Genomic DNA, 24,021 nt, shown 5'->3' with positions numbered 1-24,021 from the left:
ATGGTCGGAGCTTTTGAGCAGACGCTGCTGGCGCTGATGATCTTCGTCATCATGCTGGGCATGGGCGCATCGCTGACGCCGCGCGATTTCTGGTTCGCGCTGCGCCGCCCTTACGGTCTGGGTATTGGCGTTGTGTCGCAATACGGCTTCATGCCGTTGATCGGCTTCCTGATGGCGCTGGGGCTTGGCCTGCCGGAACCCATCGCGCTGGGCTTGTTGATCGTTGCCTGTATGCCCGGTGGCACCACGTCCAACATCTTCACCTATTTCTCCAAGGGCAATCTGGCGCTGTCGGTGCTAATGACCGTCACCTCGACCGTGTTCGGCGTCATCCTTATCCCCATCGTGCTGGTCGTCTATGCCACCGCGCTGGATATCGAGATCCCGCGCGAGAACATCATCACGACGCTCGTCATCTTGCTCGTGCCCGTCGCCATCGGGATGGGCCTGCGCAAGATCAGCGCCAATGTGGGCGCGGTGACAGAGTTCTTCGGGTCAGTGCTGGCGGTGTTCTTCATCGCCTTCATCGCCATCTCCTGGGTGCCGCGGAACTGGCAGTTCCTGATGACGACCGATGCAGCGACCTATTTCGCCGCCGTCATGCTTGGGGTGTTCGGTATCTCCATCGGCTATGCCTTTGCCAAGCTGTTGCGGCTGCACCCGCGCAATGCGCGCACGGTGGCGCTGGAAACGGGTATCCAGAACGCGCCCTTGGCGATTGCCATCATCGTGCTGACCTTCCCGGCCGATCAGCAGCAATCCATCGTCGCGGTGGGGGCGCTCTACTCGCTCTTCATCGTCATGACATCGACCGTGGTGACGCTGATCTTCCGCAGGGCCAACACGGCGGCAGAGCAGAAAATCCCCGACAGCCTGCTTTAAGCCTGCACGCGCCGCAACACCCGGCGCGCAGCCGCCCGCAAGGCGTCGGCAACAGGGCGCGCGGCTTGCGCAAGGTGCCGCGCGACCTGCAAATCCAGCGCGGTATCCAGCGGCACATCGGGCGCAAGTTCGACCAGCCTACCCGCCTGCAAATCCGGGCCAAGCAGTGGTTCGGGGTTCAGCCCCCAGCCAAGCCCCGCGCAAATCGCTTGCTGGAAGGGTGCGGTCGCCGCAATACAATGCGCGCTGGGCAGGGCTACCGCTTGCCCCGTAACATGCAGCGCCCAACGGGATTGCAAGGCATCCTTCGCGTTGAAGCGGATCAGCGGCGCGCGGGCCAAGCTGTCGGGTGTCAGGCCATCCTTGAACCAGCGGGCCTTGAAGCCCGGTGTGGCGACCGCGCGGTAGCGCAACGCGCCCAAGGGCCGCACATCGCAGCCCGGCACAGGGTCGCCGCTGGCGGTAATGGCCATCGACACTTCGCCGCGCCGCAAAAGTGTGCTGGCGTGGTCCTGATCCTCGATCACCACGTCGAACACGAACCCTTCGACCGCCGCCAAGGCCGGGATGGCCCATGTCTCCAGGCTGTCGGCGTTTATCGCGATGCGGATGGGGCGGGGGTCATGCGCCAACCCGATCTCGGCCATCAGGCTCGCCTCCAGCAAGGCGCTGTCCTGCGCATGGCGCAGCAGGCGGCGGCCCAAGGCTGTCGGCACGGCAGGCGACAGGCGGGAGAACAGCGCCCCGCCGACCGCGTCGGACAGCGCCCGCATCCGCTGGCTGATCGCCGGGGGAGTCACCCCCACGCGCGCGGCGGCCAATTCGAAAGACCCGGTTTCGCACACCATGGCGAAACTGCGCAGATGTTCGGGGTTCAGCATGGATAAGTATCCCTAATCTGACTTTAGCTGAATTAACTTGAGCTTTCTGACGGGCGCGGTCAATCCTGCGCGCATGATCCCCTCGTTCCTTTCTGGCTTCGGCCTTGGCATGTCGCTGATCCTTGCCATCGGCCCGCAAAACGCCTTCGTGCTGCGCCAAGGCTTGCGGGGCGAGCATGTGGCAGCCATCGTCGCGGTGTGCGTGCTGTCCGACGCGGTGCTGATCGCGGCGGGCGTGGCAGGGTTCACGGCGCTGGTGCAAGCCGCCCCTTGGGTCGTGCCCGCGCTGCGCTGGGGCGGGGCGGCGTTTCTGGCGGTCTATGCTTTGCGCGCCGCACGCGCGGCGTGGCGCGGCGGCGAAAGCCTGCAACCGGGCGAGCAGGCAGGCAGCCTTGGCCGTGCGGTCATGGTTTGCCTTGCGCTGACATGGTTGAATCCGCATGTCTATATCGACACGCTGGTGCTGTTGGGCGCGGTGTCGGTCAAACAGCCCGAGCCGGTTCTGTTCGGTGTCGGCGCGGCGCTGGCCTCGCTTGTCTTCTTCGCGGCGCTTGGCTTTGGCGCGCGCGTCTTGCGACCTTTTTTCGCCAAACCTGTCGCTTGGCGGGTGCTGGATGGTATCGTCGCGTTGACCATGGGCGCCTTGGCGCTGCGTCTGGCGCTGGGCTAGACGCTCACGTTCACGCGAAGCCGCGCCCTGCGCTTGACTTCGCGCCCGCCCCCCCGCATGAAGCGCGAAACCACAGTCAGCATCGGACAGCGCATTCATGGCAAGCATCGACGGCAAGAAGGACGGGCTTTGGGAGAACGTCAAGACGATCATCTATGCCCTTCTGATCGCGGGCCTGTTCCGGACGCTGTTCTTCCAGCCCTTCTGGATTCCATCGGGGTCGATGAAGGAAAACCTGCTGATCGGCGATTTCCTGTTCGTGAATAAAATGGCCTATGGCTATTCGCGCCTTTCCTGCCCCTTCGCGATGTGCCCTTTCTCTGGCCGGATTTTCGCATCCGACCCAGAGCGTGGCGACATCGTCGTCTTCCGCCATCCGGGCACGGGAGCCGATTACATCAAGCGGTTGATCGGGCTGCCGGGAGATACGGTGCAGGTCCGCGACGGCCAGATCATCCTGAATGGCGAACCCGTCCCGCAGGAACCCGCCGGCAATTTCGTCGAGGAATACGCGCGTCAAGGGTCGTCCCAGCAGTTTCCGCGCTGCGAGAATGCGCCGGTGGGCGAGGGCGGCGATTGCCTGAAATCGCGCATGATCGAAACGCTGCCGAATGGCGTCAGCTACCCGGTTCTGAACATCACCAGCACGGGTGCGGCGGATAACACGCCGGTATTCACCGTGCCCGAGGGCGAGTTCTTCTTCATGGGCGACAACCGCGACAACTCGCTCGACAGCCGGATGCCGCGCAGCGTGGGCGGTGTGGGTTTCGTGCCCTTCGACCACCTGATCGGCCGCGCGCGCCATGTCGTCTTCTCGGCAGAAGGCCGCTCGCTCTACATGTTCTGGACATGGCGCGGCGACCGTTTCTTCGAGAGTTTGCAGTGAAACCATCGCGCGAGCTGTTAGCGTTCATGGACCGGTTGGGCCACAGGTTCGACCGGCCCGAATTGCTGCTGCGCGCGCTGACGCATCCCTCCATCTCGACGCTCACGCGGCCCGATAACCAACGGCTGGAGTTTCTGGGCGACCGCGTTCTGGGCCTTGTGATGGCCGAAGCGCTTCTGGCCGCCGACAAGGGCGCGCGCGAAGGCCAGCTTGCGCCGCGCTTCAACGCGCTCGTGCGCAAGGAGACTTGCGCCGAAATCGCGCGCGAGATTGATCTGGGCGCGGTGCTGAAGCTCGGGCGCTCGGAAATGCTGTCGGGCGGGCGGCGCAAACTGGCGGTGCTGGGTGATGCGATGGAAGCCGTCATCGCCGCCGTCTACCTCGATGCCGGTTTCGCCGTGGCGCGCGACGTGATCCTCGGCCATTGGGGCGCGCGCATTGACCGGGTCGAGGCGGATTCGCGCGATGCCAAGACCTTGTTGCAGGAATGGGCGCAGGCGCGCGGGTTGGCTTTGCCCGCCTATGCAGAGGTCAGCCGCACCGGCCCCGACCACGCGCCGGTGTTCACCATTGAAGTGCGGCTGGAAACCGGCCAATCCGCGACGGCTGCGGCCGGCAACAAGCGGCAGGCCGAACAGCAGGCCGCAAGCGCGCTTTTGGCCCAGCTTGATACCGACGCATGAGCGATAACCTGCGCGGTGCGGGATGGATGGTTCTGGCCATGATGGTCTTTGCCGTCGAGGATGCGCTCTTCAAGACCGCGACCGGCAACGGCTGGCTGACGCCGGGGATGGGCACCTTCCTGTTCGGGGTGGTCGCCTTGGCAATTTATGCCAGTATCGCCAAGCTACGCGGCATCGCGTTGTGGCACCCGGCCTATCTGACCCGCCCGCTGATCCTGCGCACTTTGGCCGAAACCATGGGGCGGCTGTTCTTCGCGCTTAGCCTTGCGTTCAACACGCTGACCGTGACCAGCACCGTGCTGCAAGCGGCCCCCATTGTCGTGACCTTGGGGGCGGTTCTGATCTTTGGCGAACGCGCAGGCCCGCGCCGTTGGCTGGCCATGGGGTTGGGCCTGCTTGGCGTGGTGCTGGTGCTGCGCCCGGTGCCGTCGCAGTTTGAACCGACGGTTATTTTCGCTGTCCTCGGCATGTTGGGCTTCGCCTTTCGCGATCTGGCCACGCGTGCGGCGCCTGCGCAGGTCCAGCCCGCGCAACTGGGGCTGTTGGGCTTTGCGGTCGTGACGGTCGCGGGTCTTGTCATCATGGCGTTCGAGCCGGGCGCGCCGCGCCTGCCGGGCTTGCCCGGTGCGGGGCTGATGGTGCTGACGGCCATTGCCGGGGTCATCGCCTATGACGCGCTGACGCGCGCGGTGCGCACGGGCGACGTGTCGGCCACGGCCCCCTTTCGCTACAGCCGCCTTGTCGCGGCCATGCTGATCGGGATGCTGGTCTTTGGCGAGCGGCCCGACGCGGTTACATGGGTCGGGGCGGCATTGATCGTCGGCGCGGGGCTGTTTACGCTCTGGCGGGAAAAGGCGAAACCGGCTAAGGCGCAGGCAAGCACGGGCCATCACAAGGACAGGACATGACGACACGCGCAGGTTTCATTGCCCTGATAGGCGAGCCGAATGCCGGCAAATCGACCCTGACCAACCGCATGGTCGGTGCCAAGGTCAGCATTGTCACCCACAAGGTGCAGACCACCCGCGCCCGCATTCGCGGCGTGGCGATGGAAGGGGACGCGCAGCTTGTCTTTGTCGACACGCCCGGCCTGTTCCGCCCGCGCCGCCGTCTGGACCGCGCGATGGTCGCCGCCGCGTGGGGCGGGGCTGCCGATGCCGATGTCATCGTCCTGCTGGTAGAGGCGCATCGCGGCCTGACCGACGGGGTGCAAACCATCCTGGATACCTTGCGCGACCGCGTCAGCCCCAAGCAGACCGTGGCGCTGGCGATCAACAAGATCGACCGGGTGAAATCCGAGGCGTTGCTGGCCCTGACCGCCAAGCTGAACGACGCCTATCCTTTCGCGCAGACTTTCCTCATTTCGGCAGAGCGCGGGCATGGCGTGGATGACCTGCGCCGTTGGCTGGCCGGGCAATTGCCTGAAAGCCCGTGGCTCTACCCCGAGGACCAGATCGCCGATCTGCCCATGCGCATGATCGCGGCAGAGATGACGCGCGAAAAGCTGACCCTGCGCCTGCATGAGGAACTGCCCTACCAGCTGACGGTAGAGACCGAGAATTGGGAAGAGCGCAAGGACGGCTCTGCCCGCATTGACCAGACGATCTATGTCATGCGCCACGGGCACAAGGGTATCGTGCTGGGCCATAAGGGCGAGACGATCAAGGCAATCTCGACCGCCGCCCGCGCCGAGATCGCCGAATTCCTTGGCCGCCCCGTGCATCTCTTCCTGCAAGTGAAGGTGCGCGAGAACTGGATGGAAGAAGCCGAGCGCTATTCCGAAATGGGGCTGGAGTTTCGCGACGGCAACGCATGAGCGGCGCGCGTCTGGCCACGCATATCTGGGTTGCGGCCTATCTGAAACGGCTGCAACTACAGGCGATCCCGGCCTATGTGACCGCCAAGGGTGATGCCACTTCTGGCGCGGTGCTGGTGAAACTGGCACCGATGGACGGGACCGCGCGCGCCTATCTGAAACGCTTCGATTTCGCCCGCGATGCGCATGTCTGGGACGTGCTGCGCGCGGGGCCAGAGGCAGAGGTCGATGCCACCATAACCCGCGAGCGGCAGGTGGACCCCGATCTGTGGGTCGTCGAGGTGGAAGATCCCCAAGGCCGTCACCTGCTGGACGAAGAGGGCTTGGCCTGACGCTGGTCCAAATGAAAACCGCCGCGCCTTTCGGGGCGCGGCGGCTGGTTTCGTTGTGTTGGCCCGCCTAGATGATCGCGTGGCGCACCTTGGCGGATACCCATTCGCTCAGCACCACGGTGCCCAGAATGACCAGCAGGATCAGGGACACTTGGTTCCATGCCAGCACGCTCATGCTGGCCTGTAGCTGCAAGCCGATCCCGCCCGCGCCCACCAGCCCCAGAATGGCGCTTTCGCGGATATTGATGTCCCAGCGGAACACGCTGATGCCGTAGAAGGTCGGCAGCACTTGCGGGACGATCGCGTAATTCAGGATCTGCGCTTGGCTGGCGCCCGTGGCGGTCACGGCCTCGACCTGTTTCACGTCGGTTTCCTCGATCGCCTCATAGAGCAGCTTGCCGATGAACCCGACCGAGCGCAGCCCGATTGCGATGATCCCGGCCAGAATGCCCGGCCCAAGGATCGACACCAGCAAAAGCGCCCAGATCAGCGAGTTGATCGAGCGCGAGGCCACGATCAGGAACAGCGCGATGGGCCGCAGAACAAGGCGCGAGGGCGTGGTGTTATTGGCCGCCAGAAAGGCCAGCGGCACGGCCAATATGATGCCCAGAAGCGTGCCCAGTGTGGCGATGTTCATCGTGTCCCACAAGGGCCAGATCAGGCTGTCGATATAGTCCCATTTGGGCGGCACGGCGCGGCCCAGCAGGTCGCCCGCCGCGCGCGGCGCGTCATAGACAAAGGCCCAGATGGTGCGCTGGGTCATCATCTCCCAGCACCACACGAACAGCGCCACACAGGCCAGCCAACCGCCCCAAAGCGCCAAGCGCGCCTTGGGCGTGCGGTGCCGCCAGATCGGGGTTTGTGCGTCGGTCACGCTCATTTCAGGAACCTCCGCAGGTAGCCGGACGAATATTCGGCCAGCATGACGATTGCGATGATGATAAGCAGGATCGCGCCCGCCGTGTCGTATTCATAGCGCCCCAGTGCCGTGTTCAGCGTGCCGCCGATGCCACCCGCGCCAACAATGCCGATCACGGCGGATTCGCGGAAATTGATGTCCAGACGATAGAGCGACAGGCCGATCAGCCGCGGCATGACCTGCGGTTGCACCCCGTAATTGACCAGTTGCACCCAGTTCGCGCCTGTCGCGCGGATCGCTTCGGCCTGTTTTTCGTCAATATCTTCAATATCTTCGGCCAGAAGCTTGCCGATAAAGCCAATCGTGGCGAAAGACAGCGTCAGAAAGCCCGCGAAGGCACCAAAGCCGAACAGCGCCACGAAGAAGATGGCGATAATGACCTCTTGCAGCGAGCGGCTGATGGCGATGATGCTGCGGCAGACCAGGTAGACCGGGCGCGGCGCGATGTTGCGCGCGGCCCCAAGCCCGATGGGGATAGAGATCAGCACCCCCACCACGGTCGAGGTGAAGGTCATCGTCAGGCTTTCGCCGATCCCGATCCAGATGTCGCGCGAGCGCGACGTGAAGTCGGGCTGCAAGAAGCCCGCGATGAAGCGTTGCGCGCGCGACATGCCTTCGACCACGCGGGCCCAGTTCACCTCGACCGTGCTGAGCGCAAGGGCCAGGTAGACAATCGCGCCCAAGGTCAGGGCAATGCGCCAGAAGCGCGACTTGACCATCATTGGCGGCTTGCGCCACCGGGTCGGGTAGGTGGTGGCGTCACTCATAGCGCGCCCATCATCTTTTCGGTCTGCGCCTGTTCCTCGGCTTCAGCCTCGGCATCCTCGGCGGCACCCTTGCGCATGGCGGTCCAGTCCTCTGCGCCGTAGATCAGCGTCAGCGCGTCTTCGGTCAGGTCAGAGGGCACTCCGTCGAACACCACGCGGCCCGCTTGCAGGCCGATGATACGGTCGCTGAATTGCTGTGCCAGCACCACGTCATGGATGTTGATGATCGCAGGCAGGCCGCGCTCGCGGCAGATCTCGACAATCAGGCGCATGATCTGGCGGCTGGTTTTCGGGTCAAGGCTGGCGGTCGGCTCATCAATCAGCAGCAGCTCCGGGTCTTGCGCCAGCGCGCGCGCGATGCCTACACGCTGCCGCTGCCCGCCCGACAACGCATCGGCGCGTTTGTCGGCATGCTGCATCAGCCCAACGCGGTCCAACAGGCGGTAGGCATTGGCGACGTCCTTCTCGGGGTATTTGCGCAGGAAGGACCGCCAGAAACCCACATAGCCCAAACGCCCCGACAGCACGTTTTCCATGACTGTCAGACGCTCGACCAGCGCATATTCCTGAAAGATCATGCCAATGCGGCGGCGCGCGCGGCGCAACTCGCCCGTGCGCAGGCCGGTGATGTTCAGGTCGTTCAGCAGCACCTTGCCGGTGGTGGGCTGCACAAGACGGTTGATGCAGCGAATGAGCGTCGATTTGCCCGCACCCGACGGGCCGATCAGCCCCAGAACCTCGCCTTTCGGAATTTCGAAAGACACGTCGCTCAGGGCTTTGTCACCCGTTTTATAGGTCTTGCCCAGACCGTCGATTTTCAGCATCTTGCGCCCTTTTCAAACAGGAAAGAACAGGCAGGGCGCACCCTGCCTGTCTGTTTTGATCGCGCTGCAACGGTTAGTTGCAGCTGTAGCTTACGCCATTGGCTTCGTCGATCTGACGGATCACGGCCCAGTTTTTCTGGAAGGTGATCGGGATGAACTGCGCTTCGCCCGAATTCTGGAACTCGGTTTCCATCGAGGTGCCGGTCCAGTCAAAGGTGAAGAACGCCTCGCGCACCTTTTCCTGAAGGTCGGGGTGCAGGTTGTAGACGGTGCCGTAGCCGGTGGTCGGGAAGGTCTGCGAGGTATAGACGATCTCGTAGCTGTCTTCCGAGATCACATCGCGCGACACCATCCGCTTGCGGACAGAGTTGGCGATGGACGCGGCGTCATAGTCCTTGTTCACGACACCAAGGATCGACTGGTCATGCGCGCCAGAGAAGGCGGGGGTGAAATCGCGCTCGGGGATCATGTCGAATTCCGACGCAAGGATCGCCGAGGGTGCCTTGAAGCCCGAGTTCGAGGTTTCCGAGGTGAAGGCCAGTTGGCGGCCCTTGATGTCCTCGACCGTGGCGATGCCGGAACCGGGATAGGTGATGATTTCCATCTCATACCCGAAAGAGCCGTCTTCGGCAGCCATCATGGCGAAGGGGCGGAAGCCTGCGCAGGCCACGGCCAGCGGGTTCGACCCGGTGTTGAAGCCCGCGACATGCAGACGGCCCGCGCGCATGGCTTCGATCTGGGCGGCGTTCGACTGCACGGGGAAGAATTGGACATCCTTGCCGGTCAGCGCCGACATGTGGTCAAGGAAAGGCTGCCAGACTTCGGCATAGACTGCCGGGTCTTCGACAGGGGTGTAGGCGAAGATCAGGACCGACGGGTCCAGCCATTGCGATTCGTCGGCCGGAATGTCTGCGATCAGGTCGCCATCGGCGTCGGAATAGCGCTCGTCCAGTTCGAACGCGGTTGCAGGCAACGCCAGCAGCGCGGCGGTTGCCGCCGTGGCCATGAGGGTCTTCAGCATTTTCTCTCTCCCTTCGGGGTTGTCGTTCCGGGCGTTTCGTAGCGCCCTTTCTTGACAGTTGGTTTACACTCCCGTGACGGTTTTATGACAATGATTGACAGCGCCTGACAAGCTTTTTCGGGCCTAGGTCCGCAATGGCCGAATGGCGCGCTCCGGAACCATGTCCCGGCGCGCGCCGCCCGTGTCAGAACAGCATTCCCAGACCCGCAGGCGCAAGCGAGGGCAAGACCACCACTTTCGCCCCGTGAATAGCCCGCGCGTGCAGGTCGATCACGTCCTGGTCCAGCAGGCGAATGCAGCCCGAGGACACCGCGCGCCCGATGTCGCGCGCAACCGCCCCGCCATGGACGCGGTAGAGCGTATCCTCGCCGTTCTGGAACAGGTAAAGCGCCCGTGCGCCCATCGGGTTGTCGGGGCCGGGGGGCATACCGCCCTTGGCGACCGAGAAGCGCTCGAGCGACGGCTCGCGCGCGATCATCGCCTCTGGCACTTTCCAGCGCGGCCATGCGCGGCAGAATTGCAGCCGCGCTGTGCCGGACCACGCGAACCCTTCGGCGCCCACGCTTACGCCATAGCGCAGCGCGGTGTCGCGGCTTTGCACGAAATGCAGGTTGCCCGCATCCGGGTCCACGATGATGGTGCCGCGCGGCTGGTCGGGCCACGGGTTCTCCACGCTTTGCCGCCAGTGCTGGGGCGGTAGCGTTCCGGGTGAGATGGCGGGCACGGGGAAGGGTTCATCGGTGATGGCGTCGTAGAAGCCGGGCAGGGGCGGATGGGCCGGGGGCTGCGCCACGGCGCGGGTTGCGGGCATGGGTTTGGCGCAGGCCGATAAGCCAAGCGCCACCGCTGACGCGGTGAAAGCTCTGCGTGTAAGCATGGGATTTTCCTGAAAACTGTAGCATGTTCTGCGCCGAAGCGCGGTGAGGTGGCTACATGTTCCGGGGCGGTCCTTGCGGCGGGGCAGGCTGGGTCTGCATCCGTGCGTTTGTCTGCTGCGGCGCGGCAGGGGCGGCTCGCTCTGGCCCTGCAATGTCCCTCGGGCCCGCGCCCTCCAGGTATTTTGCGCATCCCGCACCCGGCAAGAATGCGCTGCGGCAGGTGCGAATCTGGCTTTGCGCCGCGCTTTGCGGGGCGGTCTGGGCCAAGGGTGCGGCATCTGCCGGCACGCTCGGCACCCACGCATTCAGCGCGCCCAAGGGCAGCATCAGGACCATCATCAGGGCCAGAAGGACGGGGCGAAGCGCACGCATAAGGCCTGTTTGGGTCACAAGGCGCTATAACGCAAGCCCAACGCCGCCCCCGCCGGTCACGTTCGCGCGCGCCGCTTGGGGTTTAGGCGTCTGGCCCATCCGCGTGGGTGAAATGATGCACCCATGCGCTTTCGAAAAAATGCGCCATGCTGTCCGGGATATGCACCCGGTCCCAATTCGGCCCGATAAAGGCGGTCAGGCTGCCCGCGCTCTTCCAGACAGAGATCATGGCGTATTCATCGGGGCTGGCTTGCGTCGGAAACCCGACCGTCACGCCCACACAGCCGGCAACATCGGCGACAGAGGCGCGGGCGACGGTTTTGAACAGCGGCTCGAACTCTGCCCGCAAATGCGGATGGATGCGCACGCGGTAGATGCGGGTGATCTTGCTCAAGCCCCCGCCCAGTCGCGGGGCGCGCGTAGGAACGCCTCCACGGCATCGAGTGTCGCGGTATCGAAATCCTCGCCCCGCCGCGCTTCTGCCAGCACGTCCCACCATGTGCACAGGTAGTGCAGCTTGACGCCATGCTCTGCCAAACGCGGCTCGGTTTCCGGGAAGATGCCGTAATAGAAGATCACGGCGGTATGCGCGCAAGTCGCACCCGTTTCACGGATCGCATCGACGAAGCTCAGTTTAGAGCCCCCATCGGTGGTCAAATCCTCGACCAGCAGCACGCGCTGCCCTTCGCTCATCGCGCCCTCGATCCGTGCATTGCGCCCGTAGCCCTTGGGCTTCTTGCGCACATAGGTCATCGGCAGCGCCATGCGTTCGGCCACCAGCGCGGCAAAGGGAATGCCCGCCGTTTCACCGCCCGCGATATTGTCGAACGCCTCCATCCCCGCATCTTCCAGCACGCGGCAGGTCAGGAAATCCATGAGCGTGGACCGAATGCGCGGGAAGGAAATCAGCTTGCGGCAGTCGATATAGGTCGGCGCTTTCAGGCCCGAGGCCAATGTGAACGGCTCTGCCGCATTGAAATGCACGGCCTTGATGTCCAGAAGCATCCGCGCGGTCAGGCGAGCGGCTGTGGCGCGGTCGGGGTAGGTGGTGGGGATCATGTCAGAGCCTTTGTTACAGAACGCGCCAATGCAGCGGGAAACCGGGGTCGAACACGGTCACGGGTCCAGCGCCGGTTTCGATCTTGGCAGGGTAGGCGACCGGATCAGCGGTTTTCTCCAGCGTGATCGTCGCGTCATTCACCGGCAGGCGGTAAAAGGCCGGACCGTTGCGGCTGGCGAACCCTTCCAGCTTGTCCAGCGCCCCCGCCGCCTCGAACACATGGGCGAGGATGGACATCGTGTTGGTGGCCGTGAAGCAGCCCGCGCAGCCACAGGCGTTTTCCTTGGCGTCATCCGTGTGCGGCGCGCTGTCGGTGCCAAGGAAGAACCGCGCATCGCCAGAGGTCGCGGCCTGCACCAGCGCCAGCCGGTGGCTTTCGCGCTTGGCGACCGGCAGGCAATAGTAATGCGGCTTGATCCCGCCCACCAAGATATGGTTGCGGTTGATGACCAGATGGTGCGTCGTGATCGTGGCACCAAGGTTCTCGGGCTGGCTTTGGACATAGGCCACGGCGTCGGCGGTCGTGATATGCTCCATCACCACGCGCAGCCCCGGCGTGGCGCGGCGGATGGGGTCGAGCACACGGTCGATGAACACCGCCTCGCGGTCGAAGATGTCGATGTCATGGTCCGTAACCTCGCCATGACAACACAGCGGCACGCCCGCTTCCGCCATCGCGTCGAGCACCGGGCGGACCTTGTCGAAATCGCGCACACCGCTGGCCGAGTTCGTGGTCGCCCCCGCCGGGTATAGCTTGACTGAAGCGATGATCCCGTCCCGATGCGCCGCAACCACGTCGGCCGGGTCGGTGTCTTCGGTCAGGTAAAGCGTCATCAGCGGCGTGAAGCCGTCGCCCGTCACGCGCAAGATACGCTCGCGATAGGCCGCCGCCTGAGCGCCTGTTACCACGGGCGGCACAAGGTTGGGCATGATGATCGCGCGGGCGAAATGGCGCGCGCTTTCCGGCGCGATGCCTTCCAGCATGGCACCGTCGCGCAGGTGCAAATGCCAATCGTCGGGGCGGGGGATGGTGAGTTGGGTCATGTGCCCGTCTTTAGCCAAGCGCGCGGTCCGAGGCCAGCGCGTTTTGCCCGGTCAGAGCGGTCAGGAAATGGTCAACATCGCTTTCGGTTGTGGACCAGCTTGTGACCAGCCGCGCGCCGATCGGGTCGGGGTCGTCAAACGTCGCATAGTCGGGCCACAGGTAATATTGCGCCCCCACCGCTTGCAGCCGGTCATGGCCCGCGCGCGGCCATGTGGCGAACAGCATGTTGCCGCCGCGCGGATAGGCGATTTGCGCGTGCTCCGTCAGCCCCGCTTCCAGCCGCGCGGCCATGGCATTGGCGTTCCGGGCTAGATTTAGCCACAGATCGCCCTCCAGCCAGGCCAGCATTTGCGCCGAAAGATACCGGTGTTTCGACGGCAGATGCCCGCCGCGCTTGCGGCGCAACTGGAATTCCCAAGCCTGCGCGGTGTTGAAGAAGATCACCGCCTCGACGCCGAAAAGCCCGTTCTTGGTGCCCCCCAGACACAGCACATCGACACCCGCGCGCCATGTCATGTCCGCAGGTGAGCAGCCTTCGGCCACCAGCGCATTGGCAAAGCGCGCGCCGTCCAGATGGACGGGCAGGCCGTGGGCGTGGGCGATTTCCGCCAATGCCGCGATCTCTGCCACCGAATAACGCGTGCCGCATTCGGTCAGGTTGGTCAGGCTCAGCAGTCCCGGCTGGACATGATGCACCACGCCCTTGCACGATTGCGCCAAGGTCAGCGCCAAGGCGTCGGGGTCGATCTTGCCGTTTTCGCCCGCCACATGGGTCAGCTTTGCCCCTCCGGTGAAGAATTCCGGCGCGCCGCATTCGTCAACCTCTATGTGTGCCAGACGGTGGCAGTAGATCGCGCCCCAAGGTGGGCAAAGGCTGGCACAGGCCATCGCATTGGCCGCTGACCCGGTCGAGACGAGAAAGACCTCGGCTTCCGGCGCTTCGAACAGCGCGCGGATGCGGCCGCGTAGCGCGTCCATATAGGTGTCTGCCCCGTAGCCCATGGCATAGCCTTGGTTCGCGGCGCGCAGCGCGTCCAGAATGGCGTCGGGCACGCCGGATGTGTTGTCGGAAGCAAACTGCATGGATGGACCTTTCGTAAGCTGCCCCCAAAGCTGCGCGGGGGCGTGGGCGCTGTCAAGGTGGCGACCTTGACAGGTGTGGGGGCAGGGCGCATATGCCCCGTAACACCAAGGAGATTGCTCATGTTCATCCAGACCGAAAGCACCCCGAACCCGGCCACGCTGAAATTCATCCCCGGTCAGGACGTGATGGAAGTGGGCACGGCGGATTTCCCGAATGCCGACAGCGCCGCCTCTTCGCCGTTGGCGCGGCGTCTGTTTGCGATCAGCGGCGTGACGGGGGTGTTTCTTGGCCTCGATTTCATCACCGTGACCAAGGCGGATGATCTGGACTGGCAACACCTGAAGCCCGAGATCCTTGGCGCGATCATGGAGCACTTCCAGTCCGGCGCGCCCGCCATCGAAGGGGCGGCGCAGTCGGGTCATGCGGCGCATGACGGCCCCGACAGCGAGATCGTGGGCCAGATCAAGGAATTGCTGGACACCCGCGTGCGCCCGGCAGTCGCCCAAGACGGCGGCGACATCACCTTTCACGGGTTCGAGCGGGGTGTCGTCTACCTGCATATGAAAGGCGCTTGCGCCGGTTGCCCGTCCTCGACCCTGACGCTGAAAATGGGGATCGAGAACCTGCTGCGCCACTACATTCCCGAAGTGACAGAGGTGCGCCCCGTTGCCGTTTGACGCTTTGGTCTTGGGCTTTGACACATCGGCCGCGCATTGCGCGGCCGCTTTGGTGTCGGGCGACCGGGTTCTGGCGCAGGCGCAGGAAGACATGGCCAAGGGCCAAGCCGAACGCCTGATGCCGCTTCTGGAAGAGGTTCTGGCGCAAGGCGGGGCCGCGTGGTCCGATCTGGCCGCGCTGGGCGTGGGCATCGGCCCCGGCAATTTCACCGGCATTCGCATCTCGGTCGCGGCCGCGCGCGGGTTGTCGCTGGGCTTGGGCGTGCCCGCGATCGGCGTGAGCGTGTTCGACGCGCGCGCCCATGGCCTGCCGCGCCCGCTGAGCGTGGTCGAGGATGCCAAGCGCGGCATGGTCTATGTGCAGCATTTCGGGCCGGACAGCGCCCCGGCCCTGAGCGCGCTGGAAGATGTGGTCGTGGCCGAACATATCACCGGCACGGGCGCGGGCCTGCTGGGCGCGGTGCCGCTTGCCGCCTCCGTGCCGCTGGCGGTCGCCATTGCCCGGATCGCGGCCCTTCGCCTTGGCACGCCCCAGCCGCGCCCCGCGCCGCTTTACCTGCGCGCGCCCGACGCCGCGCCCTCGAATGATCCCGGCCCGGTGATGCTATCGTGACGCCCGAAGCAATGGCCGTGCTGCACAAGGCGGCCTTTCCCGACGACCCTTGGACGGCGCGCGATCTGGCCGCCCATCTGGAGGATCCGGCTTCGCTGCTGGTCGCGCAGGACAAGGGGTTCATCCTGCTGCGCTGCGTTCTGGACGAGGCCGAGGTGCTGACCTTCGCCGTCGCCCCAAATGCGCAAGGGCAGGGCATGGGCGCGACCCTTCTGGCCAAGGCCATCGATCAGGCGCGGGCGCGCGGCGTGCAGCGGCTGTTCCTGGAGGTGGCCGAGGACAACACCCCGGCCCGCGCGCTTTACGCGCGTGCAGGCTTTGCCCAGACCGGGCGGCGCAAGGGTTACTACCGCCGCAGCCACGGCCCGGCGGTCGATGCGCTGTTGCTGGAGCGCGCCCTAGCCTGACCTTTGGTCACTTCCCCGCCATGCGCCACGTCGCCCGGTTTTTCCTGTTGACCCTGCGCGCGCTTAGGGGGTTAATCGACCCCAATCGCGGCCCACCGCGAGTGTTCCCCAAGACCCAAGCGCGCAACAGCCGCGCATCCAACAGGAGAGCTATGATGAAATCCCTCAAGACCCTGACCCTTTCGGCATCCGTGCTGGCGCTGGGCGCCGGCATGGCGCTGGCCGAAGGCCCGGCGCTGATTTTCGACCTTGGCGGCAAGTTCGACAAATCCTTCAACGAGGCCGCCTATAACGGTGCCGAGCGCTGGAAAGCCGAAACCGGCGGCGAATACCGCGATATCGAGATGCAATCAGCGGCGCAGCGCGTGCAATTCGCCCGCCGCATGGCCGAATCCGGCGCGAACCCCATCGTGGTGCTGGGCTTCCAGAACGCCCCCACGCTGGAAGAGGTCGCGCCCGACTATCCCGACACATCCTTCGTGCTGGTCGATGCGGTCGCCGATCTGCCCAATGTCCGCTCGGTCATCTTCGCAGAGCATGAAGGCAGCTACCTTGTCGGGATGCTGGCCGCGATGGCGTCTGAATCGAACACCATCAGCTTCGTCGGTGGCATGGAAATTCCGCTCATCAGCGCGTTTGCCTGCGGCTATGCCCAGGGCGCGAAAGCTGTGAACCCCGACATGAACGTGATCGTGAACTACACCGGCAACACGCCCGAAGCATGGAACGACCCGGTGCGCGGTGGCGAAATCGCGCGCGGCCAGATCAGCCAAGGGTCGGATGTGGTCTTCGCGGCTGCCGGTGGCACCGGGCTGGGTGTGCTGCAAGCGGCGGCAGATGCGGGCGTCTATTCCATCGGCGTGGACAGCAACCAGAACTACCTGCACCCCGGTTCGGTCCTGACCTCTATGCTGAAACTGGTGGACGAGGCCGTCTATCAGGCCTTCACCGATGGCCCCGGCATGGAAACCGGCGTTGTGACGATGAACCTTGCCTCGGCTGGCGTGGGCTACGCGCTGGACGAGCATAACGCCGACCTGATTACCGCAGAGATGCAGGAAGCCGTGGAAGCGGCCCGCGCGTCGATCATCGCGGGCGAAACCGTGGTGCATGACTACCGCACCGACAGCACCTGCCCGGCGTTCTGAGCGACCCGCGCATGACGACTGTCACAGACCAAGCGACGCGGCAGGAAACTGCCGCGTCCTCTGCGCAAGTGCCGCCCGCAATCGAATTGCGCGGCATCTCCAAGGCATTCGGGCCGGTTCAGGCCAACAAGAACATCTCGATCAAGGTCGCGCGCGGCTCGATCCATGGCATCGTGGGGGAAAATGGCGCGGGCAAATCCACGCTCATGTCCATCCTCTATGGCTTTTACAAGGCCGATGCGGGCGAGGTGTATATCAACGGCAAACGCACCGATATTCCCGACAGCCTGGCCGCGATCCGCGCCGGTATCGGGATGGTGTTCCAGCATTTCAAGCTGGTCGAGAATTTCACGGTTCTGGAAAACGTCATCCTCGGGGCCGAGGACAGCGCGCTTCTGGGACCGTCGCGCCGCCGCGCACGCGGTGTTCTGAAGCAATTGGCAAGCGATTTCGAGCTGGAGGTCGAACCCGACGCGCTGATCGAAGAGCTGTCCGTCGGACACCAGCAGCGCGTCGAGATCCTGAAGGCGCTGTATCGCGAGGCCGACATCCTGATCTTGGACGAACCCACGGGCGTGCTGACCCCGTCCGAGGCCGACCATCTGTTCCGCATCCTGCGCGGGCTGAAGGAGCAGGGCAAGACCATCATCCTGATTACCCACAAGCTACGCGAGATCATGGATGTGACCGACGAGGTCAGCGTCATGCGGCGCGGCGAAATGGTGGCTACCCGCAAGACCGCCGACACCAGCCCGACCGAGTTGGCCGAATTAATGGTGGGCCGCAAGGTCTTGTTACGCGTGGAAAAAACCAAGGCGCAGCCGGGTGATGAGGTGCTGCGCGTCGAAGGCCTGAGGCTGGTCGATGCGCAAGGCGTGGAACGCTTGCGCAAGATCGGCTTCAACCTGCGCGCGGGCGAGATATTGGGCATCGCGGGCGTGGCCGGCAACGGCCAGTCGGAACTTCTGGAAGTGCTCGCGGGCCTGCGCGAGGCCGAAGGCAAGGCATGGCTGCGGGGCGCGCCGTTGCCGCTTTCTGGGCCAGAGTGCAACGGGCAGGCGCGCCGTGCCGCGCGCATCGCCCATGTGCCAGAGGACCGTCACCGCCGTGGGCTGGTGCTGCCCTTCCACGCATGGGAAAACACCGCGCTCGGCTACCATAACGACCCGCGCTATAACCCCAGCCCGTGGCGGATGGACGGCGCGGCCATCGTGGCCGACACCGCCGCCAAGATGGAACGCTTCGATGTGCGCCCGCCCAACCCGCAACTGCCCGCCGAGGGGTTTTCGGGCGGCAACCAGCAAAAGATCGTGCTGGCGCGCGAAATCGAATACGGCCCGGACCTGTTGCTGGTCGGCCAGCCCACGCGCGGGGTCGATATCGGCGCGATCGAATTCATCCACCAACGCCTGATCCAGCTGCGTGACGCGGGGGCCGCGATCTTGCTTGTGTCGGTGGAACTCGATGAAATCCTGTCGCTCTCGGACCGGATATTGGTCATGTTCGACGGGCGTATCATGGGCGAGCGGATGGCAGACGCGACCGACGCCAAGGAACTGGGCCTGATGATGGCCGGGATGACCGAGACATGAGCAGCAAACGCATTCCCAACTGGGCCGATGTCACGCTGGTGCCGCTGGTATCGGTGGTGCTGGCCTTTATCATTTCGGCCATCCTGATCTGGGCCATCGGCGAATCCCCCTGGGCCGCCGTCAAGATGATGGTCGATGGCGCGTTCGGGTCCAGCTATGGCTGGGGCTACACGCTCTATTATGCCACGAATTTCATGTTCACGGGCCTTGCCGTGGCCGTGGCCTTTCAAGCGCGACTGTTCAATATCGGCGGCGAGGGGCAGGCGGCGCTTGGCGGGCTGGGCGTGGCTTTGGTGCTGCTTTATCTGCCATGGCCGCATTGGACGCTGGCGCTTCTGGGCGCATCGGTGGGCGCGGCTTTGTTCGGCGCGCTCTGGGCGCTGATCCCCGGCTATCTGCAAGCGAAACGCGGCAGCCATATCGTGATTACCACGATCATGTTCAACTTCATCGCCGCGTCCTTCCTGAATTACATGCTGGTCAATTTCCTGCGTCCCGTGGGCAGCCAAGACCCGTCCTCGCCGCGCTTTCCCGATGCGACGAGCCTGCCGAAACTTCATGAAATCCTTGGGCTTTTCGGCATTCCCTTTTCCAAGGTGCCGCCCGTCAACATCTCGCTTCTGATCGCGGTGGGCCTGTGCTTTGCCGTGTGGTGGATGCTGTGGCGCACGCGGCTGGGCTACCAGATCCGCGCCTTGGGCGAATCCGAGCCTGCCGCGCAATATGCAGGCATCAGCCCCGCGCGTATCACGATCATCGTCATGCTCATCTCTGGCGGGCTGGCGGGGTTGATGGCGCTGAACAACGTCATGGGTGAACAGGAACGGCTGGTTCTGAACGCGGTCGAGGGCGCGGGCTTCATCGGCATCGCCGTGGCGTTGATGGGTCGCAACCATCCGTTCGGGGTGTTCCTGGCCGCGATCCTTTTCGGGTTCCTCTACCAAGGCGGCGCGGAACTGGCGCTCTGGACGGGTATCCCGCGCGAGCTGATCGTCGTCATCCAGGCGCTGGTCATCCTGTTTACGGGTGCGCTGGACAACATGGTGCGCATTCCGATCGCGAAACTCTTTTCCCTGCGGAGGGCGGGCTGATGGATTTAGCAACCCTTGCGCAGGTGCTTGACAGCACGCTGCGACTGGCGACACCGCTGCTTTTCGCCTGCCTTGCGGGCCTGATTTCCGAGCGCGCGGGCGTGTTCGACATCGGGCTGGAGGGCAAGATCCTCGCCGCCGCCTTTCTGGCTGCCGCGATTGCCTATGTGTCGGGCAATGTCTGGCTGGGCGTCTTGGCGGGCATCGCGGTGTCGGTGTTCATGTCGCTGATCCACGGCGTCGCCTCGATCACGTTCCGGGGCAACCAGCTTATTTCCGGCGTGGCGATCAACTTCCTTGCCGCCGGTCTGACCGTGGTGATCGCGCAGAACTGGTTCCAGCAGGGCGGGCGCACCCCGTCGCTGACCGGGGATGCTCGGATGCCGACCATTGATTTGCCCTTCGCTGAGGCCTTGGCCGACGTGCCTGTGATCGGCCCGATATACGGCATCTTTTCGGGCCACGCTCCGCTGGTTTACCTTGCTTTCCTGTGCGTGCCTGCAACGTGGTTCCTGCTGTTCCGCACCCGCTTCGGCCTGCGGCTGCGCGCGGTTGGCGAAAACCCCGCGGCTGTGGACACGGCAGGCGTGTCGGTCATTGGCTTGCGCTTCGGCGCTGTGGCCATCTGCGGCGTGCTCTGCGGGTTGGCAGGCGCGTATCTGTCCACGGGCCTGTCGGCGGGCTTCGTCAAGGACATGAGCGCCGGGCGGGGCTATATCGCGCTGGCGGCCATGATCTTTGCCAAATGGCGCCCATGGCACGCGATGGGCGCGGTGCTGCTGTTCGGCCTGCTGGAGGCTGTGGCAAATCGCTTCCAGTCGATCGAGGTGTTTGGGCTTGCGCTTCCCGTGCAGGTGATGCAGGCCTTGCCCTATATCCTGACGGTTGTCATTCTGGCAGGGTTCGTGGGCCGCGCCATTCCGCCACGGGCGGGGGGCAGCCCCTATGTGAAAGAACACTAGCCGCGCTTAGCGCCGGGGCCGACCATGCAGATATACCTGCCGATTGCCGAAACCTCCGTCAACGCTTTCACGTTGCTGGGGGTTGGCGGCGGGGTGGGGATGCTGTCGGGCATGTTCGGCGTGGGCGGCGGGTTCCTGATTACGCCGCTTCTGTTCTTCATCGGGGTTCCGCCCGCCGTTGCCGTGGCAACCGGGGTCAACCAGGTCGTGGCCTCGTCCATCTCTGGCGTGCTGGCGCATCTGAAACGCAAGACGGTGGACCTGCCCATGGGCTGGGTGCTGCTGGTGGGCGGCATGATCGGGTCGGTGGTGGGCATCTGGTTCTTCAACCTGATGAGCCGGCTGGGTCAGATCGACCTGATCGTGCAACTGTCTTACGTGATCTTCCTCGGCGTCATCGGTGCGATGATGTTCAACGAAAGCCTGCGCGCGCTCTTGCGCACGCGCTCGGGCACCGCGCCAAGGCGCAAGCGGCATATGCATACATGGATCCATAACCTGCCGCTGAAGATGAAATTCCGCGCCTCGGGCCTCTATATCTCGGTCTTTCCGCCGCTTCTGGTGGGGGTGGGCGTGGGCATTCTGGCCGCGATCATGGGCGTGGGCGGCGGGTTCATCCTTGTGCCCGCAATGATCTACCTTCTGGGAATGCCCACCAAGGTGGTGATCGGCACGTCGCTGTTTCAGGTCACATTCGTCGCGGCCTTTACCACTTTCATGCACGCGCTGACGAACCAGACGGTCGATGTGATGCTGGCGGTGTTCCTGATTATCGGCGGCGTGATCGGCGCGCAGATCGGCACGCGTGTGGGGCTGAAGCTGGGGGCAGAACAATTGCGCATCCTGCTGGCGCTGATGGTGCTGGCGGTCTGCGGCAAGATCGCCTTCGACCTGCTCTGGCCGCCTGCGGAACTCTACTCCATCTCGGTCGCGGGGGGCGCGTGATGGGACGGCTTTTCGCCCTGCTGCTGCTTGTGTTGACAGCCGCGCCCGCGCAGGCGCAGGAAGAGGTCGTCGCGGGTCTGAGCCAGAACAGCGTCGCGCTGACGGTCAATTTCGTGGGCTCCGACATCCTGATCTTCGGGGCTGTGCGCCGCGACGGCGTGATCCCCGAAGGCCCGCTGGACGTGATCGTCACCGTCGAAGGCCCGCCGCAGGAAGCCACGATCTGGCGCAAGGCGCGCCGCTTCGGCATCTGGGTGAACGCAGAGGCGCAAGAGGTCCGCGCAGCCCCAAGTTTCTACGCCGTGGCCAGCACCGCGCCCTTGGCCGAGATCCTCTCGCCAGAGGCGGATCTGGATTACCGCATCTCGACCCGGCTCGCGATTTTCGAAGCCCGCAGCGACACCGACCTGACCGATCCCGCCGCCTTCACAGAGGCGCTGATCCGCATCCGCAAGGACGAGGGGCTGTATCAGGAAGGGGCGACGCCCGTTGATCTGGAACGCGACACGCTGTTCACGACGCGCATTACCCTGCCAAAGAACATTGTCGAGGGCAGCTATGCCGCGCGCATCTTCCTTATGCGCGAGGGGGCGGTCGTGGACGAGTATGAAACCTTCATCGAGGTGCGCAAGGCGGTGCTGGAACGCTGGCTGTATTCGCTGGCCTATGACCAGCCCGCGCTTTACGGCTTGCTGGCGCTAGTCTTGGCGGCGGTGTTCGGCTGGGGCGCGTCAGCCATTTTCCGGCTGATCCGCAGCTAGCGGGCGCGGTCGCTCAGCCGCCCAGAAGCCCGCCGAACATCTCGCCGAAGGCATCGCGCAGGGCGTAGCTTAGCCCCGCCAGCACCAGCGCGCCCGCGACCAGCATCATTCCCCATGTCAAAATCTGGAACCCGATCGCAAGCCCGCCCAGGGCAATGCCCGAGAGTGCGGCGCGCTTCGCCTCGTGCCGGATGAACGAGGCCAGCCCAAGGATAATCGCCAGCCCGGCAATCAGGCCCGTGGCCAAGTTCAGGTAATCGTCCAGATCGCGGGCCATCGGGGCCGGTGGCGGCGCGTCTTGCCCGACCGCCGCACGCGCGGCGGATTTCGCGATCTCGGCGGCAAGCTCGCCCAAGGTGACGCCGGCAGCTTGTTGCGGTGCGAAGGGTCCGGCCCAGAAGACGACCAGCCCCATGCCAAGGGCGATTGCCCCAAGGGTGAAGGCGGCCCATCCAAAAGGTTGCGCTGTTTGAGCTTCCGACATGATATGCCTCGTTTGAAAATGGCTTTTGTGGAAGGCTACCGCGCAAATATGTCGAGGATTTGGCAAACCGTTACCGCCCGCGCGCCGCGCCCCGGCCGCAGAGCCGGGGCCTCTGGGTTGGCTTGGTGGACCGCAAGGCCCCGGCTCGGGGGCCGGGGCACGGCGCACAACCTTCAGCGCAGCGTCAGCCCTATCCGATACTCTGGCCCCAGCCGCCCTGCATGTGGCGGCCCCATCTGCCGCATCCCGCAGTCGCGATAGAGTGCGAGCGCCGCGTCATTGGCGGCGTCAACCGCCAGCACAAGTTTGTCAGTCTCTGGCCAGTGTGTGCCAAGTGCGGTCATAAGCCCCGCCATCGCCAGCCGCCCGAGCCCGCGCCCCTGATAGCGGGTCGCGATCTTCAACCCGTGCAGCGAGGCCGCGCGCGCGGGCACCCAATCCGGTGCGGCTTGCCCGCGTTTCACAAGCGCCAGCCCAACCGGCGTGCTGTCCAATAGAAAGGCTAGCAAGAGCGCGTCGTCTGAGTTGGCCTCAGCCCAATCCTGAAGAGTATAGGCAAAACTGCCGCTGAACTCTTCCTGCTCTGGCGTGACGCAAAGCGCGGCCAAGGCAGGGAAGAGCGGGTCTTGCGGGCCGCTCAAGACATGGACATCAAGTTCCGGGTGCGGGCGACCGGCCTCCCGTGGCGGCTCAGCCGATGGACCCATAGGCCCCGCTGAAAAAGCTGAGGCCCGCGCCTTCGCGGGTGGCCACGCGCTGCACTTCGCCCACGACAATCGCATGATCGCCGCCCGGATAGACGGCGTGGCGCGCGCATTCGAACCGGGCAAGGCAGCCCGGCAGCAGCGGCGTGTCGCCCAAGCCCGCCTCTATGCCGGGCAGGCTGAAATCGAACCCGTCGCGCGCGAAATGTCGGGCTATGTCCAGCTGGTCCTCGGCCATCACATGGATGGCGAAATGCGGGGCTTGCTCGAAAATCTCGAACCGGCGGGAAAAGCGCCCCGGTGCCCACATGACCAGCGCGGGCTCTAGCGACAGCGCGGCAAAGCTGTTGGCGGTAATCCCGACCGGGCCTTGCGCGGTCTGGGTCGTCACCACCGTGACGCCGGTGGCAAACCGCCCCAAGGCATCGCGAAACGCGCGCTGATGGTCTGCATCCGGGGTGAAAACCTGCTCTGTCATGACGCTTCCGTCCATTGCTTTGCCTTTGCTGCCTGCCAA

30 protein-coding genes are annotated in these 24,021 nt (G+C 64.7%); 16 read left to right on the top strand and 14 right to left on the bottom strand.

The window, feature by feature from the left end; genetic code table 11:
* Positions 1 to 882 carry a bile acid:sodium symporter family protein gene (locus J1C52_RS11490; RefSeq protein WP_227428083.1) on the top strand — a complete coding sequence of 294 codons (882 nt, stop codon included), beginning with the start codon at positions 1 to 3 and terminating at the stop codon, positions 880 to 882.
* On the opposite strand, the gene J1C52_RS11485 is transcribed toward J1C52_RS11490, so the two are convergent.
* Entirely contained in the window at positions 879 to 1,763 is an 885-nt protein-coding gene (locus J1C52_RS11485; protein WP_227428082.1) for an ArgP/LysG family DNA-binding transcriptional regulator, read from the bottom strand. The two genes, J1C52_RS11490 and J1C52_RS11485, sit on opposite strands and share 4 nt — an antisense overlap.
* Before the next feature lie 73 nt (positions 1,764 to 1,836).
* On the opposite strand from J1C52_RS11485, the gene J1C52_RS11480 reads away from it, so the two are divergent.
* The 6 genes from J1C52_RS11480 (at position 1,837) to J1C52_RS11455 (ending at position 6,150) form a co-directional block, all read left to right on the top strand.
* Positions 1,837 to 2,433 carry a LysE/ArgO family amino acid transporter gene (locus J1C52_RS11480; protein ID WP_227428119.1) on the top strand — a complete coding sequence of 199 codons (597 nt, stop codon included), beginning with the start codon at positions 1,837 to 1,839 and terminating at the stop codon, positions 2,431 to 2,433.
* 97 nt (positions 2,434 to 2,530) lie between these two features.
* A complete protein-coding gene (gene lepB, locus J1C52_RS11475; protein WP_227428081.1) occupies positions 2,531 to 3,319 on the top strand; it encodes a signal peptidase I in 789 nt (262 codons plus the stop codon).
* Positions 3,316 to 4,002 carry a ribonuclease III gene (rnc, locus tag J1C52_RS11470; protein ID WP_227428080.1) on the top strand — a complete coding sequence of 229 codons (687 nt, stop codon included), beginning with the start codon at positions 3,316 to 3,318 and terminating at the stop codon, positions 4,000 to 4,002. Before lepB ends, rnc begins: the two co-directional genes overlap by 4 nt.
* Entirely contained in the window at positions 3,999 to 4,910 is a 912-nt protein-coding gene (locus tag J1C52_RS11465; protein WP_227428079.1) for a DMT family transporter, read from the top strand. Before rnc ends, J1C52_RS11465 begins: the two co-directional genes overlap by 4 nt.
* Complete coding sequence (gene era / locus J1C52_RS11460) at positions 4,907 to 5,818, top strand: GTPase Era (RefSeq protein WP_227428078.1); 912 nt, start codon at positions 4,907 to 4,909, stop codon at positions 5,816 to 5,818. Before J1C52_RS11465 ends, era begins: the two co-directional genes overlap by 4 nt.
* Complete coding sequence (locus tag J1C52_RS11455) at positions 5,815 to 6,150, top strand: DUF1491 family protein (RefSeq protein ID WP_227428077.1); 336 nt, start codon at positions 5,815 to 5,817, stop codon at positions 6,148 to 6,150. Before era ends, J1C52_RS11455 begins: the two co-directional genes overlap by 4 nt.
* Positions 6,151 to 6,217: 67 nt before the next feature.
* Here the strand turns inward: J1C52_RS11455 and phnE (J1C52_RS11450) are convergent, their stop codons facing one another.
* From phnE (J1C52_RS11450) to J1C52_RS11405, 10 genes are all read right to left on the bottom strand, one after another.
* Positions 6,218 to 7,030 carry a phosphonate ABC transporter, permease protein PhnE gene (gene phnE / locus J1C52_RS11450; RefSeq protein WP_227428076.1) on the bottom strand — a complete coding sequence of 271 codons (813 nt, stop codon included), beginning with the start codon at positions 7,028 to 7,030 and terminating at the stop codon, positions 6,218 to 6,220.
* Positions 7,027 to 7,836 carry a phosphonate ABC transporter, permease protein PhnE gene (phnE, locus tag J1C52_RS11445; RefSeq protein WP_227428075.1) on the bottom strand — a complete coding sequence of 270 codons (810 nt, stop codon included), beginning with the start codon at positions 7,834 to 7,836 and terminating at the stop codon, positions 7,027 to 7,029. Before phnE (J1C52_RS11445) ends, phnE (J1C52_RS11450) begins: the two co-directional genes overlap by 4 nt.
* Positions 7,833 to 8,660, bottom strand: a complete 828-nt coding sequence (phnC, locus tag J1C52_RS11440) for a phosphonate ABC transporter ATP-binding protein (protein ID WP_227428074.1) — start codon at positions 8,658 to 8,660, stop codon at positions 7,833 to 7,835. The genes phnE (J1C52_RS11445) and phnC overlap by 4 nt, the downstream gene beginning before the upstream one ends.
* Positions 8,661 to 8,733: 73 nt before the next feature.
* Entirely contained in the window at positions 8,734 to 9,681 is a 948-nt protein-coding gene (gene phnD, locus J1C52_RS11435; protein ID WP_227428073.1) for a phosphate/phosphite/phosphonate ABC transporter substrate-binding protein, read from the bottom strand.
* Between the two features lie 184 nt (positions 9,682 to 9,865).
* The gene (locus tag J1C52_RS11430; protein ID WP_227428072.1) at positions 9,866 to 10,558 is read right to left on the bottom strand and encodes a L,D-transpeptidase; all 693 of its coding nucleotides are present in this window, start codon (positions 10,556 to 10,558) and stop codon (positions 9,866 to 9,868) included.
* Positions 10,559 to 10,610: 52 nt separating this feature from the next.
* On the bottom strand, positions 10,611 to 10,931 hold the full coding sequence (locus tag J1C52_RS11425) for a hypothetical protein (protein WP_227428071.1): 321 nt from the start codon (positions 10,929 to 10,931) through the stop codon (positions 10,611 to 10,613).
* A gap of 82 nt (positions 10,932 to 11,013) precedes the next feature.
* Entirely contained in the window at positions 11,014 to 11,325 is a 312-nt protein-coding gene (locus J1C52_RS11420) for an antibiotic biosynthesis monooxygenase (protein WP_227428070.1), read from the bottom strand.
* A complete protein-coding gene (locus J1C52_RS11415; RefSeq protein WP_227428069.1) occupies positions 11,322 to 11,990 on the bottom strand; it encodes an orotate phosphoribosyltransferase in 669 nt (222 codons plus the stop codon). The genes J1C52_RS11420 and J1C52_RS11415 overlap by 4 nt, the downstream gene beginning before the upstream one ends.
* A 13-nt stretch (positions 11,991 to 12,003) precedes the next feature.
* Positions 12,004 to 13,035, bottom strand: coding sequence for a dihydroorotase (gene pyrC, locus J1C52_RS11410; RefSeq protein ID WP_227428068.1), 1,032 nt, complete (start codon positions 13,033 to 13,035; stop codon positions 12,004 to 12,006).
* A gap of 10 nt (positions 13,036 to 13,045) precedes the next feature.
* Positions 13,046 to 14,119, bottom strand: a complete 1,074-nt coding sequence (locus tag J1C52_RS11405; protein ID WP_227428067.1) for a threonine aldolase family protein — start codon at positions 14,117 to 14,119, stop codon at positions 13,046 to 13,048.
* A gap of 120 nt (positions 14,120 to 14,239) precedes the next feature.
* On the opposite strand from J1C52_RS11405, the gene J1C52_RS11400 reads away from it, so the two are divergent.
* The 9 genes from J1C52_RS11400 to J1C52_RS11360 all read left to right on the top strand — a co-directional run bounded on the left by J1C52_RS11400 (position 14,240) and on the right by J1C52_RS11360 (position 22,316).
* Entirely contained in the window at positions 14,240 to 14,797 is a 558-nt protein-coding gene (locus tag J1C52_RS11400; protein ID WP_227428066.1) for a NifU family protein, read from the top strand.
* The gene (tsaB, locus tag J1C52_RS11395; RefSeq protein WP_227428065.1) at positions 14,787 to 15,410 is read left to right on the top strand and encodes a tRNA (adenosine(37)-N6)-threonylcarbamoyltransferase complex dimerization subunit type 1 TsaB; all 624 of its coding nucleotides are present in this window, start codon (positions 14,787 to 14,789) and stop codon (positions 15,408 to 15,410) included. Before J1C52_RS11400 ends, tsaB begins: the two co-directional genes overlap by 11 nt.
* Positions 15,407 to 15,817, top strand: coding sequence for a ribosomal protein S18-alanine N-acetyltransferase (gene rimI, locus J1C52_RS11390; RefSeq protein WP_227428064.1), 411 nt, complete (start codon positions 15,407 to 15,409; stop codon positions 15,815 to 15,817). Before tsaB ends, rimI begins: the two co-directional genes overlap by 4 nt.
* Before the next feature lie 155 nt (positions 15,818 to 15,972).
* Positions 15,973 to 16,965, top strand: coding sequence for a BMP family lipoprotein (locus tag J1C52_RS11385; protein ID WP_227428063.1), 993 nt, complete (start codon positions 15,973 to 15,975; stop codon positions 16,963 to 16,965).
* Between the two features lie 11 nt (positions 16,966 to 16,976).
* Positions 16,977 to 18,557, top strand: coding sequence for an ABC transporter ATP-binding protein (locus J1C52_RS11380; RefSeq protein ID WP_227428062.1), 1,581 nt, complete (start codon positions 16,977 to 16,979; stop codon positions 18,555 to 18,557).
* The gene (locus tag J1C52_RS11375) at positions 18,554 to 19,648 is read left to right on the top strand and encodes an ABC transporter permease (RefSeq protein ID WP_227428061.1); all 1,095 of its coding nucleotides are present in this window, start codon (positions 18,554 to 18,556) and stop codon (positions 19,646 to 19,648) included. The genes J1C52_RS11380 and J1C52_RS11375 overlap by 4 nt, the downstream gene beginning before the upstream one ends.
* A complete protein-coding gene (locus J1C52_RS11370) occupies positions 19,648 to 20,610 on the top strand; it encodes an ABC transporter permease (protein ID WP_227428060.1) in 963 nt (320 codons plus the stop codon). Before J1C52_RS11375 ends, J1C52_RS11370 begins: the two co-directional genes overlap by 1 nt.
* A gap of 24 nt (positions 20,611 to 20,634) precedes the next feature.
* Positions 20,635 to 21,555, top strand: a complete 921-nt coding sequence (locus J1C52_RS11365) for a sulfite exporter TauE/SafE family protein (protein WP_227428059.1) — start codon at positions 20,635 to 20,637, stop codon at positions 21,553 to 21,555.
* The gene (locus tag J1C52_RS11360; protein ID WP_227428058.1) at positions 21,555 to 22,316 is read left to right on the top strand and encodes a TIGR02186 family protein; all 762 of its coding nucleotides are present in this window, start codon (positions 21,555 to 21,557) and stop codon (positions 22,314 to 22,316) included. The genes J1C52_RS11365 and J1C52_RS11360 overlap by 1 nt, the downstream gene beginning before the upstream one ends.
* Positions 22,317 to 22,329: 13 nt before the next feature.
* Here the strand turns inward: J1C52_RS11360 and J1C52_RS11355 are convergent, their stop codons facing one another.
* The 3 genes from J1C52_RS11355 to J1C52_RS11345 form a co-directional block, all read right to left on the bottom strand.
* A complete protein-coding gene (locus J1C52_RS11355) occupies positions 22,330 to 22,800 on the bottom strand; it encodes a hypothetical protein (RefSeq protein ID WP_227428057.1) in 471 nt (156 codons plus the stop codon).
* Positions 22,801 to 22,973: 173 nt separating this feature from the next.
* The gene (locus J1C52_RS11350) at positions 22,974 to 23,507 is read right to left on the bottom strand and encodes a GNAT family N-acetyltransferase (protein ID WP_227428056.1); all 534 of its coding nucleotides are present in this window, start codon (positions 23,505 to 23,507) and stop codon (positions 22,974 to 22,976) included.
* Positions 23,491 to 23,982, bottom strand: coding sequence for a flavin reductase family protein (locus tag J1C52_RS11345; protein ID WP_227428055.1), 492 nt, complete (start codon positions 23,980 to 23,982; stop codon positions 23,491 to 23,493). The genes J1C52_RS11350 and J1C52_RS11345 overlap by 17 nt, the downstream gene beginning before the upstream one ends.
* Between the last annotated feature and the right edge of the window lie 39 nt (positions 23,983 to 24,021).

The organism is Roseibaca sp. Y0-43, from assembly GCF_020667835.1.
Lineage (GTDB): Bacteria > Pseudomonadota > Alphaproteobacteria > Rhodobacterales > Rhodobacteraceae > Roseinatronobacter.
The sequence above is the reverse complement of the archived record's forward strand: the minus strand, read 5'-3'. Positions and strand labels throughout refer to the sequence as shown.

Excerpts from the sequence above, each read along its gene's own strand:
- J1C52_RS11365 (WP_227428059.1), top strand. The coding sequence starts at position 20,635 with ATGCAGATATACCTGCCGATTGCCGAAACCTCCGTCAACGCTTTCACG.
- lepB (WP_227428081.1), top strand. The coding sequence starts at position 2,531 with ATGGCAAGCATCGACGGCAAGAAGGACGGGCTTTGGGAGAACGTCAAG.
- J1C52_RS11485 (WP_227428082.1), bottom strand. The coding sequence starts at position 1,763 with ATGCTGAACCCCGAACATCTGCGCAGTTTCGCCATGGTGTGCGAAACC.
- J1C52_RS11425 (WP_227428071.1), bottom strand. The coding sequence starts at position 10,931 with ATGCGTGCGCTTCGCCCCGTCCTTCTGGCCCTGATGATGGTCCTGATG.
- J1C52_RS11370 (WP_227428060.1), top strand. The coding sequence starts at position 19,648 with ATGGATTTAGCAACCCTTGCGCAGGTGCTTGACAGCACGCTGCGACTG.
- J1C52_RS11405 (WP_227428067.1), bottom strand. The coding sequence starts at position 14,119 with ATGCAGTTTGCTTCCGACAACACATCCGGCGTGCCCGACGCCATTCTG.
- phnE (WP_227428075.1), bottom strand. The coding sequence starts at position 7,836 with ATGAGTGACGCCACCACCTACCCGACCCGGTGGCGCAAGCCGCCAATG.
- J1C52_RS11480 (WP_227428119.1), top strand. The coding sequence starts at position 1,837 with ATGATCCCCTCGTTCCTTTCTGGCTTCGGCCTTGGCATGTCGCTGATC.
- J1C52_RS11380 (WP_227428062.1), top strand. The coding sequence starts at position 16,977 with ATGACGACTGTCACAGACCAAGCGACGCGGCAGGAAACTGCCGCGTCC.
- J1C52_RS11355 (WP_227428057.1), bottom strand. The coding sequence starts at position 22,800 with ATGTCGGAAGCTCAAACAGCGCAACCTTTTGGATGGGCCGCCTTCACC.
- J1C52_RS11455 (WP_227428077.1), top strand. The coding sequence starts at position 5,815 with ATGAGCGGCGCGCGTCTGGCCACGCATATCTGGGTTGCGGCCTATCTG.
- phnC (WP_227428074.1), bottom strand. The coding sequence starts at position 8,660 with ATGCTGAAAATCGACGGTCTGGGCAAGACCTATAAAACGGGTGACAAA.
- J1C52_RS11430 (WP_227428072.1), bottom strand. The coding sequence starts at position 10,558 with ATGCTTACACGCAGAGCTTTCACCGCGTCAGCGGTGGCGCTTGGCTTA.
- J1C52_RS11415 (WP_227428069.1), bottom strand. The coding sequence starts at position 11,990 with ATGATCCCCACCACCTACCCCGACCGCGCCACAGCCGCTCGCCTGACC.
- pyrC (WP_227428068.1), bottom strand. The coding sequence starts at position 13,035 with ATGACCCAACTCACCATCCCCCGCCCCGACGATTGGCATTTGCACCTG.
- J1C52_RS11360 (WP_227428058.1), top strand. The coding sequence starts at position 21,555 with ATGGGACGGCTTTTCGCCCTGCTGCTGCTTGTGTTGACAGCCGCGCCC.
- J1C52_RS11375 (WP_227428061.1), top strand. The coding sequence starts at position 18,554 with ATGAGCAGCAAACGCATTCCCAACTGGGCCGATGTCACGCTGGTGCCG.
- J1C52_RS11350 (WP_227428056.1), bottom strand. The coding sequence starts at position 23,507 with ATGGGTCCATCGGCTGAGCCGCCACGGGAGGCCGGTCGCCCGCACCCG.
- phnE (WP_227428076.1), bottom strand. The coding sequence starts at position 7,030 with ATGAGCGTGACCGACGCACAAACCCCGATCTGGCGGCACCGCACGCCC.
- J1C52_RS11465 (WP_227428079.1), top strand. The coding sequence starts at position 3,999 with ATGAGCGATAACCTGCGCGGTGCGGGATGGATGGTTCTGGCCATGATG.
- phnD (WP_227428073.1), bottom strand. The coding sequence starts at position 9,681 with ATGCTGAAGACCCTCATGGCCACGGCGGCAACCGCCGCGCTGCTGGCG.
- J1C52_RS11345 (WP_227428055.1), bottom strand. The coding sequence starts at position 23,982 with ATGACAGAGCAGGTTTTCACCCCGGATGCAGACCATCAGCGCGCGTTT.
- J1C52_RS11385 (WP_227428063.1), top strand. The coding sequence starts at position 15,973 with ATGAAATCCCTCAAGACCCTGACCCTTTCGGCATCCGTGCTGGCGCTG.
- era (WP_227428078.1), top strand. The coding sequence starts at position 4,907 with ATGACGACACGCGCAGGTTTCATTGCCCTGATAGGCGAGCCGAATGCC.
- J1C52_RS11490 (WP_227428083.1), top strand. The coding sequence starts at position 1 with ATGGTCGGAGCTTTTGAGCAGACGCTGCTGGCGCTGATGATCTTCGTC.
- J1C52_RS11400 (WP_227428066.1), top strand. The coding sequence starts at position 14,240 with ATGTTCATCCAGACCGAAAGCACCCCGAACCCGGCCACGCTGAAATTC.